At 67.0% G+C, this 15,485-nt stretch carries 6 protein-coding genes; 4 read left to right on the top strand and 2 right to left on the bottom strand.

What is annotated here, in order from left to right; genetic code table 11:
- Nucleotides 1–3 precede the first annotated feature (3 nt).
- Nucleotides 4–675 (bottom strand): helix-turn-helix transcriptional regulator, encoded by a 672-nt coding sequence (locus ACRXBZ_RS26675; RefSeq protein WP_433883979.1) that lies wholly within the window; start codon nucleotides 673–675, stop codon nucleotides 4–6.
- A gap of 203 nt (nucleotides 676–878) precedes the next feature.
- Here ACRXBZ_RS26675 and folE point away from each other — a divergent pair, with 203 nt between their 5' ends.
- Nucleotides 879–1,475 carry a GTP cyclohydrolase I FolE gene (gene folE, locus ACRXBZ_RS26680; RefSeq protein ID WP_168586914.1) on the top strand — a complete coding sequence of 199 codons (597 nt, stop codon included), beginning with the start codon at nucleotides 879–881 and terminating at the stop codon, nucleotides 1,473–1,475.
- A 12-nt stretch (nucleotides 1,476–1,487) separates the two neighbouring features.
- Here the strand turns inward: folE and ACRXBZ_RS26685 are convergent, their stop codons facing one another.
- Complete coding sequence (locus tag ACRXBZ_RS26685) at nucleotides 1,488–1,868, bottom strand: DoxX family protein (protein WP_433881410.1); 381 nt, start codon at nucleotides 1,866–1,868, stop codon at nucleotides 1,488–1,490.
- A 558-nt stretch (nucleotides 1,869–2,426) separates the two neighbouring features.
- Between ACRXBZ_RS26685 and ACRXBZ_RS26690 the strand changes: the two genes are divergently transcribed.
- The 3 genes from ACRXBZ_RS26690 (at nucleotide 2,427) to ACRXBZ_RS26700 (ending at nucleotide 15,479) form a co-directional block, all read left to right on the top strand.
- Nucleotides 2,427–2,762 carry a hypothetical protein gene (locus ACRXBZ_RS26690; RefSeq protein WP_433881411.1) on the top strand — a complete coding sequence of 112 codons (336 nt, stop codon included), beginning with the start codon at nucleotides 2,427–2,429 and terminating at the stop codon, nucleotides 2,760–2,762.
- Between the two features lie 482 nt (nucleotides 2,763–3,244).
- A complete protein-coding gene (locus tag ACRXBZ_RS26695) occupies nucleotides 3,245–13,807 on the top strand; it encodes a WXG100-like domain-containing protein (protein WP_433881412.1) in 10,563 nt (3,520 codons plus the stop codon).
- A 127-nt stretch (nucleotides 13,808–13,934) separates the two neighbouring features.
- A complete protein-coding gene (locus ACRXBZ_RS26700) occupies nucleotides 13,935–15,479 on the top strand; it encodes a transposase (protein WP_433879170.1) in 1,545 nt (514 codons plus the stop codon).
- Nucleotides 15,480–15,485: the final 6 nt, after the last annotated feature.

Genomic DNA, 15,485 nt, shown 5'->3' on the forward strand with positions numbered 1-15,485 from the left:
CCTTCACGTGCTGCGCAGGGCGACGCAGCACTCCCCGGGCCGCGGGTCCAGGGCGGCCTCCACGGACCATGCCTGCAGCCCGGCCAGGAAGCCCTGGAGGAAGACGTGGTTGAGCCCGCAAACCAGCTCCGGCGACCTGGCGGTCAACGGGTGGAACGGGCAGTTGCGCAGCCGGACGCAGGTCGGGGTCTCCCGGTCGGGTTCGAAGCCGTAGCGGGTGAGAACCTCTTCGGTCCTGGTCAGCGCGCGTTCGGCGCCGAGGCGGCCGGGGCGGCTGCGGAGGCGTTCTTCGGCGCCGAGGCGGTGTCCACGTTCGCGCGCGGTGCGCATCGCCGACTCGATCGCGGTCTCGCGCTCGCCCTCGGTGAGCACCGCATCGAGCAGGATGTCGGCCAGCAGGTCGGGGCGCCTCGGCGGGATGCTCACCCTGATGTGGGCGTCGGTGGGTTCGTAGACCTTCGGCGTGCGGCCGACCTTGCGGATGCCGCCCACCGGTTCGAACCGCGCGCACAGCAACCCGGCGTCGACGAGCTTGTCCAGGTGGAAGGCGGCGAGCTTGCGGGAAATGCCGACCGCGGCGGCCGCCTCGTCCCGGCCGACGGGCCGACGGGCGCGGCGGATGAACTCGAACATCCCACGCCGCAGGTCGTCCGCCAGTACTGCGACCGCCGCCATCGAGCCCGCGGCCGATTCGTCGCTGGACACCATGCCTCCACGGTAACGCCTCTCGCGCCCAATGTGGTGTCCGAAATTGGCATGGGGAGGTCACATACTGCTGCATTGACCCGTTGGCGTGAAAAATACTAGCGTTCATTGGTGAAACTAGTCCGGGTGGCCGAGCCAGGTGGCCTGGCGCAACCGACCCAGAGGATCGCCTGATGTCCGCACCTGCCCTGCACGTCGCCCACCAGCCCGACGGCGAGATCGACCTCGCGGCCGCCGAGAAAGCGGCCGGTGATCTGCTGCGGGCGTTGGGGATATCCACCGATTCCGAGAGCCTGAGCGGCACGCCGGGGCGGATGGCCCGCGCCTACGCGGAGCTGTTCACGCCGCGGCCGTTCGACCTGACGACCTTCCCGAACGAGGAGCAGTACGACGAGCTGGTGCTCGCCCGGGCTATCCCGGTCCGCTCGGTCTGCGAACACCACCTGCTGCCGTTCGTCGGCACCGCGCACGTCGGCTACCTGCCCGGCGACCGGATCCTCGGGCTGTCGAAGCTGGCCCGGGTCGTCGAGCACTTCGCCTGCCGTCCGCAGGTTCAGGAGCGGCTGACCAAGCAGGTCGCCGACTGGCTGTGCGAGCAGCTGAAGCCCAAGGGTGTCGGCGTCGTGATCGAGGCGGAGCACACCTGCATGACCCTGCGAGGCGTGCAGGCCACCGGCTCCAACACCGTAACCTCGACGCTGCTGGGCACCTTGCGACAGGACGCGCGGTCGAGGCAGGAGTTCTTCGCCCTCACCGGCGTCAACGCGTGATTCAGCCTTGACTCAGCCCGCCTGGGTGGGCGCGGGGGCCTGCCGGGCTTGGCGGAGCAGCGCGTCGAGCGCGAACGGTCCGGCCCCCAGGATCGCGAACAGCAGGAAGAACCAGCTGTACAGCGCGGCCGGAACCCCGCCGTTCAGGATCGGGAGCAGTCCCCGGGGCTGGTGCACGGTGAAGTACGCGAAGGCCATCGCGCCGGAGCACACTAGCGCGGCCGGCCTGGTGAAAAGTCCGAGGAGGACCAAAGCCCCGCCGACGACCTGGATCAGCCCCGCCCACCAGCTCGGCCACATGAACAGCGGAACGGGGTACGGGGCGCCCAGAACGCCGAACAAGCCGGCCACGCCGTGCTGGATGAACAGGAACGACACGACGATGCGCGTCACGGACAGCGCGATCCCGCCAAGTCGATCAGGAAATTCGTGAGTCACACGCCCGCCCCCCAAAACCGGTCGGGTTCTTCGCGACACCACTAGGTGTTTCCAGCTCGGAGCGTTCTCAATCTGGCGGGCGATGCGGAGGACCACCGTTGGGCGAGGCCGTCGCCGGGCAACTCATGACACGAACCCGTCTCGGCGATCATCCTGGTGGCGATAGTGATGATCATCTCGCTGCCCGGCATGGGCCCCGATGTGGATGAAGATCGGGCAAGAAGCGTGCGGCCTGCTCCTCCTCGGAGCCGTCGTCCTCGCCATCGGCAAGCAAATGCGATCCCTGTTCACCACGAAGTAGGAACACCAGCTACGCCACCGTTACGCCGTAAAGCAGCGCGGAAGCCGTGACGAGAGCTCCACGTGACACGTGGCGGCCGACGGCGCGTAGTCGAGTTCAGGTCTGCTCACGCCCAGACGCCGAGGGCTTCGAGTGCTGCCGCGACCTCCTGTCGCACGTCCGGATCGAGACCGCGCGGCGGCCGGGCAGGTTGGGCGGTCGATGAGTACCAGGTGTTCGGCTGCGGACATAACGCGCAGGCTCCTGTGGCGGCGGAACAACTCCCACAACGGTTGCATGCGGTCCGACAGGGCCGCGGCCTGGTTGGGATCGCCGTTGGCTGCGGCGCGGGTGATGGCCAGGCAGAGTTCGGGCAGCAGTCCGCCGATGACGCTGAACCAAAGGTCGGCGCCTCCGTTGAGACCGGCTGCGGCGAACTGGTCGCCACTGACCCCGAGCGCTACGCCGCCGGGGAGACTGCCGCGGAGACCGGCGATCCGTTCGGGCGCCTGTTCGGCGGGGATGCGAAGGCGACGGCAGAGATTCACCGCGTTTCTGCCTGCGATTAGCAAGGATGCCCAGAAGAAGATCAACAGAGACATCCGCCGATGCGGCTACACCTGCGGATCGCCCATTCCTTCGGAGCGACGCCGTGCAGCACTTCATCACCACACCTGGAAGAAGGCCCTCGACGCCTTCGAGATCACCTTCGACGGACGCCTGTCCGCCAGACGCAGATCGAACGGAAATCAACAGTAACACCGAAAACTTGACAGCCCCTGCCACCAGCAGAGGTGTATCCGTTGGGAGTGATATCTTTGTAGATTCGAGTGGCGTGGGTGCATGCTGCTGCTTGAAGGAGCCGTGCTCTCATTGTGAGGCGTGTTGTGGTTCGGATAGCCGGTCGGCTGAGGCCGCCCGGCTACCGGGTTTTTGGTGCGTCACCGCGCTCGCGGGTCACAGGACCGGCGCTCAGCGGGGCGGAAGGGCTGCTTGCCGCATACCTCGTTGCTGCCTTGGGTTGTGGTGGCGTTGGGGCGGGGTGGGTGTGATGTTTTCGTCGGTCATGGTGCCGGAGGGGGTGAGGCGGCTTTTTCAGGTGTTGACCGGTGAGGATATGACGGATGCGGATGAGGGTGCGTTGTTCGCGGTGGCGGACGCGTTGGAGGCGGGTGCGGCGGAGTTGGGTGAGGTGCGGGCGTTGGTGGCGGAGCTGGTGGGAAAGGTGCGGACGGGGTTTTCGGGGAGGGCCGCGGACCGGTTCGCGGACGGGTTGGGGGTTTTTGATGGGTTGTTGTCCTCGGGGCAGGGGTCGTTACTGGATTTAGCGGTATTCGTGCGGGCTACGTCGCAGCAGGTGCGGTATGTGAAGTTGATGACGATTTATAGCCTGGAATTGCTGTGGTTAGAGATGGCGTGGGCGATGCAGTTTGCGGGGGCGACCGGTGGTGCGTCGCTGTTGTGGCTGGCGGCGCGGATGGCGGCGATGCGGCTGTGGTTGACGCGGTGGTGGGGGCAGTTGTTCATGCGGTTGGCGATGATGGCGGCTGGTGGTGTGGCGTTCAACGTGGTGCCGGATCTGCAGGCCCAGGTGCAGATGCTGGGTGAGAAATCGGCTCAGAAGTGGGATGGGACGCTGACCGAGCAGGCGGCGGGGATGGGGGCGTTCTCGGCGTTGGTGGCGCTGCCGTTGTCGGCGGTGGGCGGTCTGGTCAGCAACACGTTGACGAAGGTCCTGGTGAAGGGCCTGGGCGATGACGTGGATGCGGCGATTCTGGAGGCGGCGGTGAAGAAAGCGGTGGCCGAGCACGCGGAGTTGTATCCGGTGTCGGCGATGGCGAAGTTCGCGGACGCGGTGGGCAAGAGTGTGGATAACTATGCGGGGATGCAGGTGGGGACGATGTGGTTGGTGAAGATGGGCAGCGGGTTCGGGGACGCGGTGGCGGGTTCGTTGTCGGAGTTTTTCGGGGAAGTGTTGTATCAGTTGTTGCAGGGTGGGCCGTTGACGTGGAACCCGTATTCGTTGTCGGCGGGTGGGTTCGAGACGGTGTTCAGCGGTGTGGGCAATCTGGCGGGTTTGGCGTTGCGGGGCAAGCTGCACCCGGTAGGCCCGAGCCCGTACCTCGAGGGCACCGGCGGGGGCGGGGGCGGCGGCAGCGGCGATGGTGGCGGGTCCGGTGGGGAGAAGACCCCGCTGCCCGGGGCAGGGTCCGGGTCGCAGACAGGGGACATCCCTGGCTCCCCAGACAAGGACGACAGCACGTTCATCCCATCCGATGCCTCCGATTCCTCGCGATCGGATGCCTCCGATGCCTCGGATGGCTCGCAATCGGATGCCTCGCGATCGGATCGCTGGGCCGACTCGGATTCCGAGGCCGGCTCGGATTCCCCGAGTGTGTCTGATGTGGACACTGTGTTCTCGGATACCGGGTCGGTGAATTCGGCTGCGGTGTCGGTGCCTTCTGATGATGACCTGGTGGTGCCCGGTTCCGCTGTGGTGTCTGCCGCTGTTGTGGGCGGCACAGACGGTAAGGACGGCACGGACGGTAAGCGGGGTGCCGATGGCGGTGTGCCGGGCGGGACCCCGGCTCGTGACGTTCCGGTGGTGCCCGGTGCCGGCCAGCACCGGCCGGGCACACCACCACCGGCATATCCCGGTGGGGGACCTGGTGTTGGTCCGGACCGGCCGGGCACACCGCCACCGGCATATTCCGGTGGGGTACCTGGTGTTGGTCCGGACCGGCCGGGCACACCGCCACCGCCGTACAGCCCGGATCCCGGTGACGATCAGGCCGTACCCGGGAAGCGGCCGCTGGAGGTGTCTGCCTCGAAGACACCAGACTCCCCGACGGTGACCCCACAAGCTTCCGATGTGCCCGCGGATCCCCTGCGCCCGGAGACAGTCAGGCCCGGGTCTGCTGACGATCGTGTGCCTGCGGGGCATCCGGCATCGGAGACTGCCGGGTCCGGGTCTGTCGTGGATTCCGATGGTCGTGTGGCCGGGGGGCATCCGGGGTCGCCGGGTGGGGTGACCGGCCGCGATGGGGATCCCGGTACGGACTCGGTCGCGGGGCGTGGGGATTCGCACCGCCAAGATGAGGCGGTGGTGTCGCCGGATTCGGTGACGCTGCCGGGGGGCGGGTCGCAGGCGGCGCCGTCTCTGCATCGGGATCCGGCGGCGGTGTCGCCGGCGGTGTTGCCGGCGGACACGGTGCGGGTGCCGGTGACCGCGGATGTGGCTGCTGGTGGCGGGTTGGCAAAGTTCGTGCAGGGTGCCGCGGATTCCATGGGCGGGCCTGTGCTGCTGGTGTCCCCCAGCGATCCGACTGCGGGTGTGGTGGTGACGCGGGGTCAGGGGTCGGCACTGGCGCAGGATTTGGGCCGCCACGTTGTCGCGATGACGACGCCGGAACAGGCCGGGCGCGAGCCGCGATGGACGGTGTTCCCCGCGAATGGTTCTCGTCCCAAGCCGCTGGCCGGGCCTGGTGCCGCGGTGCTGGCCGGCGGGCGGAGTGGGGGCGTGGCCGGTCTGGCGGACGCCTCGGCAACGTTCCCGGCCGCCGCCGGTGGCAAGACGGTGACCCGGGGTGAGGCATCGGCTACCGGGACGGCGTCTGCCCAGGCGAGGTCGGTGGCCGGGTACCCACGGTCCGCGGCTACCACACACGATGGCCAGGCGGGCACGCGGCTTTCCGGCCCTCGGTCGGCGCAGTGGCCGGAACAGGACCTGCGCCGGGTTGATGCAACCGCTGTGGAGGAGGAGTCCGGGGATTCTGGCGCGGTGCCGTGGTCGGCTGATCCCGTGGCGGTGGCTCAGGCGGCCGGCATGTCCAGCGGTGCTGATTCTGCTGGTGTTGTGGAACGCGGCCTGGAATCGATGGCGGGGCAGCTCCAGCGGTCGAGTCCAAAGGGTGATGCTGCCCGGTCCCGTGATGCTGGTCCGGGCGGGGCGGTAGTGCAGCCCAGGCGCGGTGTTTCCCGCGTGTCGGAACAGCCCGGGCGGGCGTCCCGGGAAGGAGAGGCGACCGGTGAGGGGGCGCGACGCACTTCCGCCGATCCCGCTGCTGGTGTACGACGTCGCCGGGCCTGGCCTGGTGGTGTGAGGGCGAACCAGGCCAGGCCCGGTGGCAACGAACCCGGTGGTGCGGGCCCGAAACGAGCGCCGGAGGATGCGCTAGGGCCGGATGCGGTGAGGCGGGATTCTGGGGTGTGGGCGGTTTCAGCTCCGGTAGCGGAGGGTGGGCCGGTGGGGTCTGGATATCTGTTCCTGCGGGGGGTGAATCAGGCCAATTATTTCTTCGGGGAGAAGCGTTTCCGGGTGAATTGCCTGGAAGCGTTTGTGGCGTTCCATAATTCTCTGAAGTTCGGCCGGCAGTTCGTGGCGGGGCCGGCTGGGGGTGACCGGGATCCGGCTCGGTTGGAGGCGGCGTTCGGGGCGAGGGCCCGGCCGATGGCTGGTGTGGCTGGGGTTGAGCGGTATGTGCAGGGTGTGTCGGTGGGCGTGGCTGTGCCGGTGATTTACCGGCGACAGGATGGTAGCGCTCATGTGATCGCTGCGGTGCATGCCGAAGACCGCGATGGGCAAGGGCGGGTGGCTCTGCTGAATCCGCAGAAGGGGGAGGCAGCCGAGGCCGCTGAGGTCCTGGCTGCGACCGGGATGTGGGTGATCGCGGTGTCGGGGGTGGAAGTAGAAGAGGAGGTGGTGTTGCCGCCCAGTGGTTCCCGGTGGCGAGGCCAGGACGGGGGGGCCGGGCTGCCCGCCGTGGTGACGGGTCCGAAGCGTCGGGGTGGTGCGTCCGGGCCGGTGGCGGGCAAAGCCGGCACGAAGAGCACGAAGGGCACGAAGAGGACGCGGGGGAAGGCTGACCAGGGTTCGCGGGAGGAGGCCGGCGGGGGTTCCCGGGCACCCAAGCGGCGGAAGGTCCAAGGACCCGTTGTTGAGGCTGGTTCCGGGAATCACGGCGGCGAGGGCGACGGGCCCGCGCCGACCAATCCGGCAGCACAGCAGGACCCGAGTGCGGAGCAGGAGCGGAAACAGAAAAAAAAGGTATACGACGCGACGTGGCGCCAGAAGAAGAAGGCCGAAGCCGCCCTGGTTAAGAAGTTGCAGCGGAAGCCGCGGGAGGAGTTGACGCAGAAGGAAAGCGAGGATCTGGCCCGGTTTGGGCCGGAGGTGGCGGAGCGGAGACGGAAAAACACGGAAAGCGTTGCGAACCGGCGCCGGAATAAAAAAGACGAATCCGTCGCCGCGATTGCGTGGTTGGAGAAGCAGGAGCGGCTGACTCCGAGGCAGCGGGCCGAGCTCGATTTGCGCAAGAAAATACAAAAGGACGAAGAGGAGGGAAAGCGGCTGGCGCCCCGAGTGTCGAAGCTGAAAAAAGAGATCGAGGCGTTGCAGGCGCTGCCGGAGCCGACCGAGGCTGAGCGGGACAGGCTGGCGGACCAGAGGGCTAAGCGGGCTGATTCTGTGAACGTTTTGGAGGCGGTGAGGGAAAGGCTGGAGAAAGATAACGCGGCGCTGGAGAGGATGCTGGCTGAGGGGGAGGAGGAGGCTGGGGGGAGGGTGGGTGCGGGGGCAAGTGGGCAGCAGTATGAGCGGGATGCAATGGTGCCCAGCGAGGTATCGGAGCAGGCTGGGGCTGATCCGGACGAACACCTTGATCAGGACGCGGGGTCGGAGGGAAGCGACGATCTCGCTGCGAGTCCGAAGCGGGCCGAGCTCGATTTGCGCAAGAAAATACAAGAGGGCCAAGAGGAGGGAAATCGGCTGGCGCCCCGAGTGTCGCGGCTGAAAAAAGAGATCGAGGCGTTGCAGGCGCTGGGGGAGCCGACCGAGGCTCAGCGGAACAGACTGGCGGACAAGAAGGCTGAGTTAACTGGTCTTGCGTCGGAGTTGGAAACGGTGAGGGAAAGGCTGAAGAAAGACAAGGCGGCGCTGGAGATGGAAAGGGCTGCGAACTCGCGCCGGAATAAAAAGGACCGGATTGCGGGGTTGGAGGAGCAGGAGCAGCTGACTCCGACGCAGCGGGCCGAGCTCTATTTGCGCAAGACAATACAAGAGGGCCAAGAGGAGGGAAATCGGCTGGCGCCCCGAGTGTCGCGGCTGAAAAAAGAGATCGAGGCGTTGCAGGCGCTGCCGGAGCCGACCGGGGCTCAGCGGGACAGGCTGGCGGACCAGAGGGCTAAGTGGGCTGATTCTGTGAAGGATTTGGAAGCGGTGAGGGCAGGGCTGAAGAAAGACAATGCAGCGCTGGAGAAGATGCTGGCTGAGGGGGAGGGTGAGGCTGGGGGGAGGGTGGGTGCGGGGGCAAGTGGGCAGCGGGATGAGTGGGATGCGATGGTGCCCAGCGGGGTATTGGAGCGGGCTGGGGCTGATCGGGGCGAACATTTTGATCGGGACGCGTGGTCGGGGGGAAGCGAAGATCTCGTTGCGTGGCTTGCTCGGGCGGATGAGGAGGGGGCTGGGTTGGGGGATGCGGGTTCGGCGGAGCAGAGTGGCGTTGTATGGGGTGCGGGGTTGGATAGCGGCGTTGAGTCTGGTGCGTGGGTTGAGGAGGTGATGGGGAATCCGGCCGGGCAGGAGCGGGCTGCGGCATCGTTGTCCGGCCGGGTCGAGGACCAGCAGACGGCGTGGGGGGCGGAGTGGGAGTCGGATGCGGTTGTGCGGGCTGTGCAGGCGGAGACGTGGGAGGGGTTGGTTGAGGAGGAGCGGGGGGATGCGACCGGCGATGAGGAGCCGGACGTGCGGGTTGCGTGGCTGCGGGAGTCGCTGAAGCAGGCTGAGTCTGGCCTGGCTTCGTTGGAGGCGTTGGCGGGCTGGGACGGGATTCAGCGGGCGGAGTTGGCGGTGTTGCCGGGGTTGGATGGGGGTTTGCGGGAGTACTGGGAAAAGGCGCAGCGGCGTATCGAGGAGTTGCGGGCGGAGTTGGCCGTGATGGTGAACGGCGAGGGTGAACCGGTCGGGCAACACCTGGGTGAGACGGGAGAGGAGCGGGCTGCGGCGTCCGTGCCGGCTGAGATTGCGGCGTTGGCCGGGCTGACGGATCGGATGGAGCAGCATTTGCAGGCGATGCCGCTGGAGTACAACCCGGGCGGTGTGCGTGAGCGGGTCGAAGGGGCGAAGCAGTGGGTGAGCCAGGGGCAGTGGACTGCAGGTCAGTTGCAGACGGTTCGGTCGGGGTTGGCTGCGGTGCAGGCGGCGGAGAGGAAGTTACGACACGTCGCTGGCCGGGCGAAGGATGCGCAGGCGATAGGCGGGGGCGAGCAGGGGGGCGGGTATCGGCTCCTGGTGGGGGTGAACCGGGCCAACTATCTCTCCGGGGAGAAGCGTTTCCGGGCGAATTGCCTGGAGGCGTTTGTGGCGTTCCATAATTCTCTGAAGTTCGGCCGGCAGTTCGTGGCGGGGCCGGCTGGGGGTGACCGGGATCCGGCTCGGTTGGAGGCGGCGTTGGGGGCGAGGGCCTGGTGGGTGGCTGGTGTTGCCGGGGTTGAGTGGTATGTGCGGGGTGGGCTGGTGGGGGTGGCTGTGCCGGTGGGTGTGGCTGTGCCGGTGATTTACCTGCGGGCGGACGGTAGTGCGCATGTGATCGCTGCGGTGAATACCGGCGACGTAGATGGGCAAGGGCGGGTCGTGCTGGTGGATCCGCAGAAGGGGGAGGTCGCTGACAAAGATGATGTTTCCGCGGCGTTCGGGGTGTGGGTGGTTCCGGTGTCGGAGGTGGCACCGGATCGGGAGGTGGTGTTGCCCAGTGGTTCCGGGCTGCGGCGCCTGGGCTGGGGGGCTGGGCTGCCCGCCGAGGTGGCAGGTCCTCCCCAGCGTCAGCGTCCCGGTGGGCCGGTGGCCGGCACGACGAGGAAACGGGAGCAGGCCGGCGAGGGTTCCCGGGCACCCAAGCGGCGGAAGGTGCAAGGACCCGTTGTTGAGGCTGGTTCCGGGAATCACGGCGGTGAGGGCGACGGGCCCGCGCCGACCAATCCGGCAGCACAGCAGGACCCGAGTGCGGAGCAGGAGCGGAAACAGAAACGCAAGGTATACGCCGCGACGCGGCGCCGGAAGGAGCGGGCCGAAGCCGCTCTGGTTAAGAAGTTGGAGGCGAAGCCGCCGGAGACGTTGACGCAGAAGGAACGGGAGGATCTGGCCCGGTTTGGGCCGGAGGTGGCGGAGCGGAGACGGAAAAACGCGGAAAAGGTTGCGAACTGGCTCCGGAATAAAAAAGACGAATCCGTCGCCGCGATTGCGTGGTTGGAGGAGCAGGGGCAGCTGACTCCGACGCAGCGGGCCGAGCTCGATTTGCGCAAGAAAATACAAAAGGGCCAAGAGGAGGAACAACGGCTGGCAGCCCGAGTGTCGTGGCTGAAAAAAGAGATCGAAGTGTTGCAGGAGTTGCAGGCGCTGCGGAAGCTGACCGGGGCTGAGCGGGACAGACTGGCGGACCAGAAGGCTAAGCGGGCTGTTTCTGTGAAGGATTTGGAAGCGGTGAGGGAAAGGTTGAAGGAAGATAAGGCGGCGCTGGGGAGGATGCTGGCTGAGGGGGTGGGTGAGGCTGGGGGGAGGGTGGGTGAGGCTGGGGGGAGGGTGGGTGCGGGGGCAAGTGGGCAGCAGGATGAGTGGGATGCGATGGTGCCCAGCGGGGTATTGGAGCGGGTTGGGGCTGATCGGGACGAACATTTTGGTCAGGACGTGGGGTCGGAGGGAAGCGACGATCTCGCTGCGAGTCCGACGCAGCGGGCCGAGCTCGATTTGCGCAGGAAAATACAAGAGGGCCAAGAGGAGGAAAATCGGCTGGCGGGCCGAGTGTCGTGGCTGAAAAAAGATATCGAGGCGTTGCAGGCGCTGCGGGAGCCGACCGGGGCTGAGCGGAACGGACTGGCGGACAAGAAGGCTCAGCGGGCTGATTCTGTGAAGATTTTGGAAGCGGTGAGGGCAGGGCTGAAGAAAGACAAGGCGGCGCTGGAGATGGAAAGGGCTGCGAACTCGCGCCGGAATAAAAAGGACCGGATTGCGGGGTTGGAGGAGCAGGGGCAGCTGACTCCGACGCAGCGGGCTGAGCTCGATTTGCGCAAGAAAATACAAAAGGGCCAAGAGCAAAAAAATCGGCTGGCGCCCCGAGTGTCGAGGCTGAAAAAAGAGATCGAAGTGTTGCAGGAGCTGCAGAAGCTGCGGGAGCCGACCGAGGCTGAGCGGAACGGACTGGCGGACAAGAAGGCTCAGCGGGCTGATTCTGTGAAGATTTTGGAAGCGGTGAGGGCAGGGCTGAAGAAAGACAAGGCGGCGCTGGAGATGGAAAGGGTTGCGAACTGGCGCCGGAATAAAAAGGACCGGATTGCGGGTTCGGCGGAGCAGGGGCAGCTGACTCCGACGCAGCGGGCCGACAATTTGCGCAAGAAAATACAAAAGGACGAAAAGGAGCAAAGAAGTCGGCTGGCGCCCCGAGTGTCGAGGCTGAAAAAAGAGATCGAAGTGTTGCAGGAACTGCAGAAGCTGCGGGAACTGACCGAGGCTGAGCGGAACAGGCTGGCGGACAAGAGGGCTAAGTGGGCTGATTCTGTGAAGGATTTGGAAGCGGTGAGGGCAGGGCTGAAGAAAGACAAGGCAGCGCTGGAGAAGATGGTGGCTGAGGGGGAGGGTGAGGCTGGGGGGAGGGTGGGTGCGGGGGCAAGTGGGCAGCGGGATGAGTGGGATGCGATGGTGCCCAGCGGGGTATTGGAGCGGGCTGGGGCTGATCGGGGCGAACATTTTGATCGGGACGCGTGGTCGGGGGGAAGCGAAGATCTCGTTGCGTGGCTTGCTCGGGCGGATGAGGAGGGGGCTGGGTTGGGGGATGCGGGTTCGGCGGAGCAGAGTGGCGTTGTATGGGGTGCGGGGTTGGATAGCGGCGTTGAGTCTGGTGCGTGGGTTGAGGAGGTGATGGGGAATCCGGCCGGGCAGGAGCGGGCTGCGGCATCGTTGTCCGGCCGGGTCGAGGACCAGCAGACGGCGTGGGGGGCGGAGTGGGAGTCGGATGCGGTTGTGCGGGCTGTGCAGGCGGAGACGTGGGAGGGGTTGGTTGAGGAGGAGCGGGGGGATGCGACCGGCGATGAGGAGCCGGACGTGCGGGTTGCGTGGCTGCGGGAGTCGCTGAAGCAGGCTGAGTCTGGCCTGGCTTCGTTGGAGGCGTTGGCGGGCTGGGACGGGATTCAGCGGGCGGAGTTGGCGGTGTTGCCGGGGTTGGATGGGGGTTTGCGGGAGTACTGGGAAAAGGCGCAGCGGCGTATCGAGGAGTTGCGGGCGGAGTTGGCCGTGATGGTGAACGGCGAGGGTGAACCGGTCGGGCAACACCTGGGTGAGACGGGAGAGGAGCGGGCTGCGGCGTCCGTGCCGGCTGAGATTGCGGCGTTGGCCGGGCTGACGGATCGGATGGAGCAGCATTTGCAGGCGATGCCGCTGGAGTACAACCCGGGCGGTGTGCGTGAGCGGGTCGAAGGGGCGAAGCAGTGGGTGAGCCAGGGGCAGTGGACTGCAGGTCAGTTGCAGACGGTTCGGTCGGGGTTGGCTGCGGTGCAGGCGGCGGAGAGGAAGTTACGACACGTCGCTGGCCGGGCGAAGGATGCGCAGGCGATAGGCGGGGGCGAGCAGGGGGGCGGGTATCGGCTCCTGGTGGGGGTGAACCGGGCCAACTATCTCTCCGGGGAGAAGCGTTTCCGGGCGAATTGCCTGGAGGCGTTTGTGGCGTTCCATAATTCTCTGAAGTTCGGCCGGCAGTTCGTGGCGGGGCCGGCTGGGGGTGACCGGGATCCGGCTCGGTTGGAGGCGGCGTTGGGGGCGAGGGCCTGGTGGGTGGCTGGTGTTGCCGGGGTTGAGTGGTATGTGCGGGGTGGGCTGGTGGGGGTGGCTGTGCCGGTGGGTGTGGCTGTGCCGGTGATTTACCTGCGGGCGGACGGTAGTGCGCATGTGATCGCTGCGGTGAATACCGGCGACGTAGATGGGCAAGGGCGGGTCGTGCTGGTGGATCCGCAGAAGGGGGAGGTCGCTGACAAAGATGATGTTTCCGCGGCGTTCGGGGTGTGGGTGGTTCCGGTGTCGGAGGTGGCACCGGATCGGGAGGTGGTGTTGCCCAGTGGTTCCGGGCTGCGGCGCCTGGGCTGGGGGGCTGGGCTGCCCGCCGAGGTGGCAGGTCCTCCCCAGCGTCAGCGTCCCGGTGGGCCGGTGGCCGGCACGACGAGGAAACGGGAGCAGGCCGGCGAGGGTTCCCGGGCACCCAAGCGGCGGAAGGTGCAAGGACCCGTTGTTGAGGCTGGTTCCGGGAATCACGGCGGTGAGGGCGACGGGCCCGCGCCGACCAATCCGGCAGCACAGCAGGACCCGAGTGCGGAGCAGGAGCGGAAACAGAAACGCAAGGTATACGCCGCGACGCGGCTCCAGAAGGAAAAGGCCGAAGCCGCTCTGGTTAAGAAGTTGGAGGCGAAGCCGCCGGAGACGTTGACGCAGAAGGAACGGGAGGATCTGGCCCGGTTTGGGCCGGAGGTGCAGGAACGGAAACAGAAAAACAAGGTACGCGCCGCGACGCGGAACCAGAAGGTAAAGGGGCTCTTCGCAGTGGAGCGGATCCTGTATCCGAGTGATCACTTGTGGTGATAGCTGATTGTTGCGTTCTGTAGCCGCGCCCGCGGCTTGTGTAGGGCGGGGACGAGGTGCGCCCACCGAACCTGTGATGATCTTTGTCGACCAAGAGCAAGGATCATCGGTAGAGGCGGGTGGGCGCGTGTCACAGACTACGGTGCCGGCGCAGTTGCTGGGACTGGACGGGGTCGAGATCGATGTGATCGAGCGGGAGGCGGATGGTTCCTGGACGGTGCATGTGACGACCGCGGCCCCGCGGGCGGCGTGCTGTCCGGGCTGTGGGCACGCCGCGGAGCGGGTCAGAGAGTCCACGGTGCATACCGTCAAGCACGTGACGATGGTCGCGATGCGGGTGAGCTGGCACAAGTCTCGATTCTGGTGTGGGAACGCCGAGTGCGGTAACGCGAGCTTCGTCGAGACGGGGCCGCTGGCCGATCGGCGAGCCGGGATCTCGTCGCACGCCAGGACGGTGACGGGGCATCTGGTCGGGGACTGGCTGGTGCCGGTGTCCCGGGTGGCCGCCGGGGTCGGGATGGCCTGGCACACCGTGCATGACGCGTTCGTCGGGGTGGCCGCCCAGGCGGGGATCGTGGTCACCGACACCACCACGACCACCGACCGTGGGGCCGGTGTGGCCTGCGACGCCGGGCCCGATCGTCAGGACGGGGAGACCGCCGGCGGCGGTGACCCGAGGGTGGCCGACGCGGATCCCGGTGCTGTCGGCACCGATCTGGCCGCCCGCCCCCAGAGGTCGGTGGGCGGCGGGGTGTTGCCGCCGGTGGCGGTGCTGGGCATCGACGATCATCGCCGTGGCAAGCCCCTGTATCACCGTGACCGGTCCACCGGGGAGTGGGTGGCCGATGCCGACCGCTGGCAGACGGTGTTCGTGGACTCCGCCGGGGGACACGGGCTGCTGGGGCAGGTCGAAGGTCGGGCCGGGGTGGACGCCGCGGCGTGGCTGGCCGCCCAGGATCCGGCCTGGCGGGCGGGTATCACCCACGTCACCATCGATATGTCCACTGTGTACAAGTCGGTGGTCACCACCAGCGGGCTGCTACCACACGCGGCCTTGATCGTGGATGCCTTCCACGCGGTGCAGCTGGCCAACACGATGGTCGGTGACGTGCGGCGCCGGGTCACCTTCGAGCACTACGGGCGTCGTGGCCGCGCCACCGATCCCGAATACACGATCAAGAACCAGTTGGTGCGCGGCAAGGAGAAGCTCTCCGAGCGGGCACGGAACAAGCTGTTGTGTGTCCTGGCCGATCTGGGCGGGTACGGCCGGCAGATCGGTGCGGCGTGGCGGGCCAAGGAACTGCTCCGCGCGGTGATCGGCCTCTCGCCCAACCAGACCGGCGTGGCAACCACCGGCCACCGGCTACGCCGGGCATTCCACGCGTTTTTCACCTTCTGCGGCACGATCGGCGCCAGCGTCCCGGAGATCGTGACCCTAGCCCAGACCATCTCCACCTGGCGTACCGAGATCGCCCGGGGCGTGCTCACCGGCCACAGCAACGCCGCCGCCGAGGGCGTCAACCGTCTGGTCAAGCTCGTCTACCGGGGTGCGTTCGGGTTCACCAACGTCACCCATCAACAACGCCGCTCCCGCTACACCGCGTCCCGGTCCACCCGCCCCGAATGGCTACACACCGTCAACACCTCTGCTGCACCATGCGTAGTCACATGATTACAA

Source organism: Saccharopolyspora hattusasensis (assembly GCF_050972075.1).
Taxonomy (GTDB): domain Bacteria; phylum Actinomycetota; class Actinomycetes; order Mycobacteriales; family Pseudonocardiaceae; genus Saccharopolyspora; species Saccharopolyspora hattusasensis.

Coding starts and splice junctions, on each gene's coding strand:
- ACRXBZ_RS26675 (WP_433883979.1), bottom strand. CDS start 675: ATGGCGGCGGTCGCAGTACTGGCGGACGACCTGCGGCGTGGGATGTTC.
- folE (WP_168586914.1), top strand. CDS start 879: ATGTCCGCACCTGCCCTGCACGTCGCCCACCAGCCCGACGGCGAGATC.
- ACRXBZ_RS26695 (WP_433881412.1), top strand. CDS start 3,245: ATGTTTTCGTCGGTCATGGTGCCGGAGGGGGTGAGGCGGCTTTTTCAG.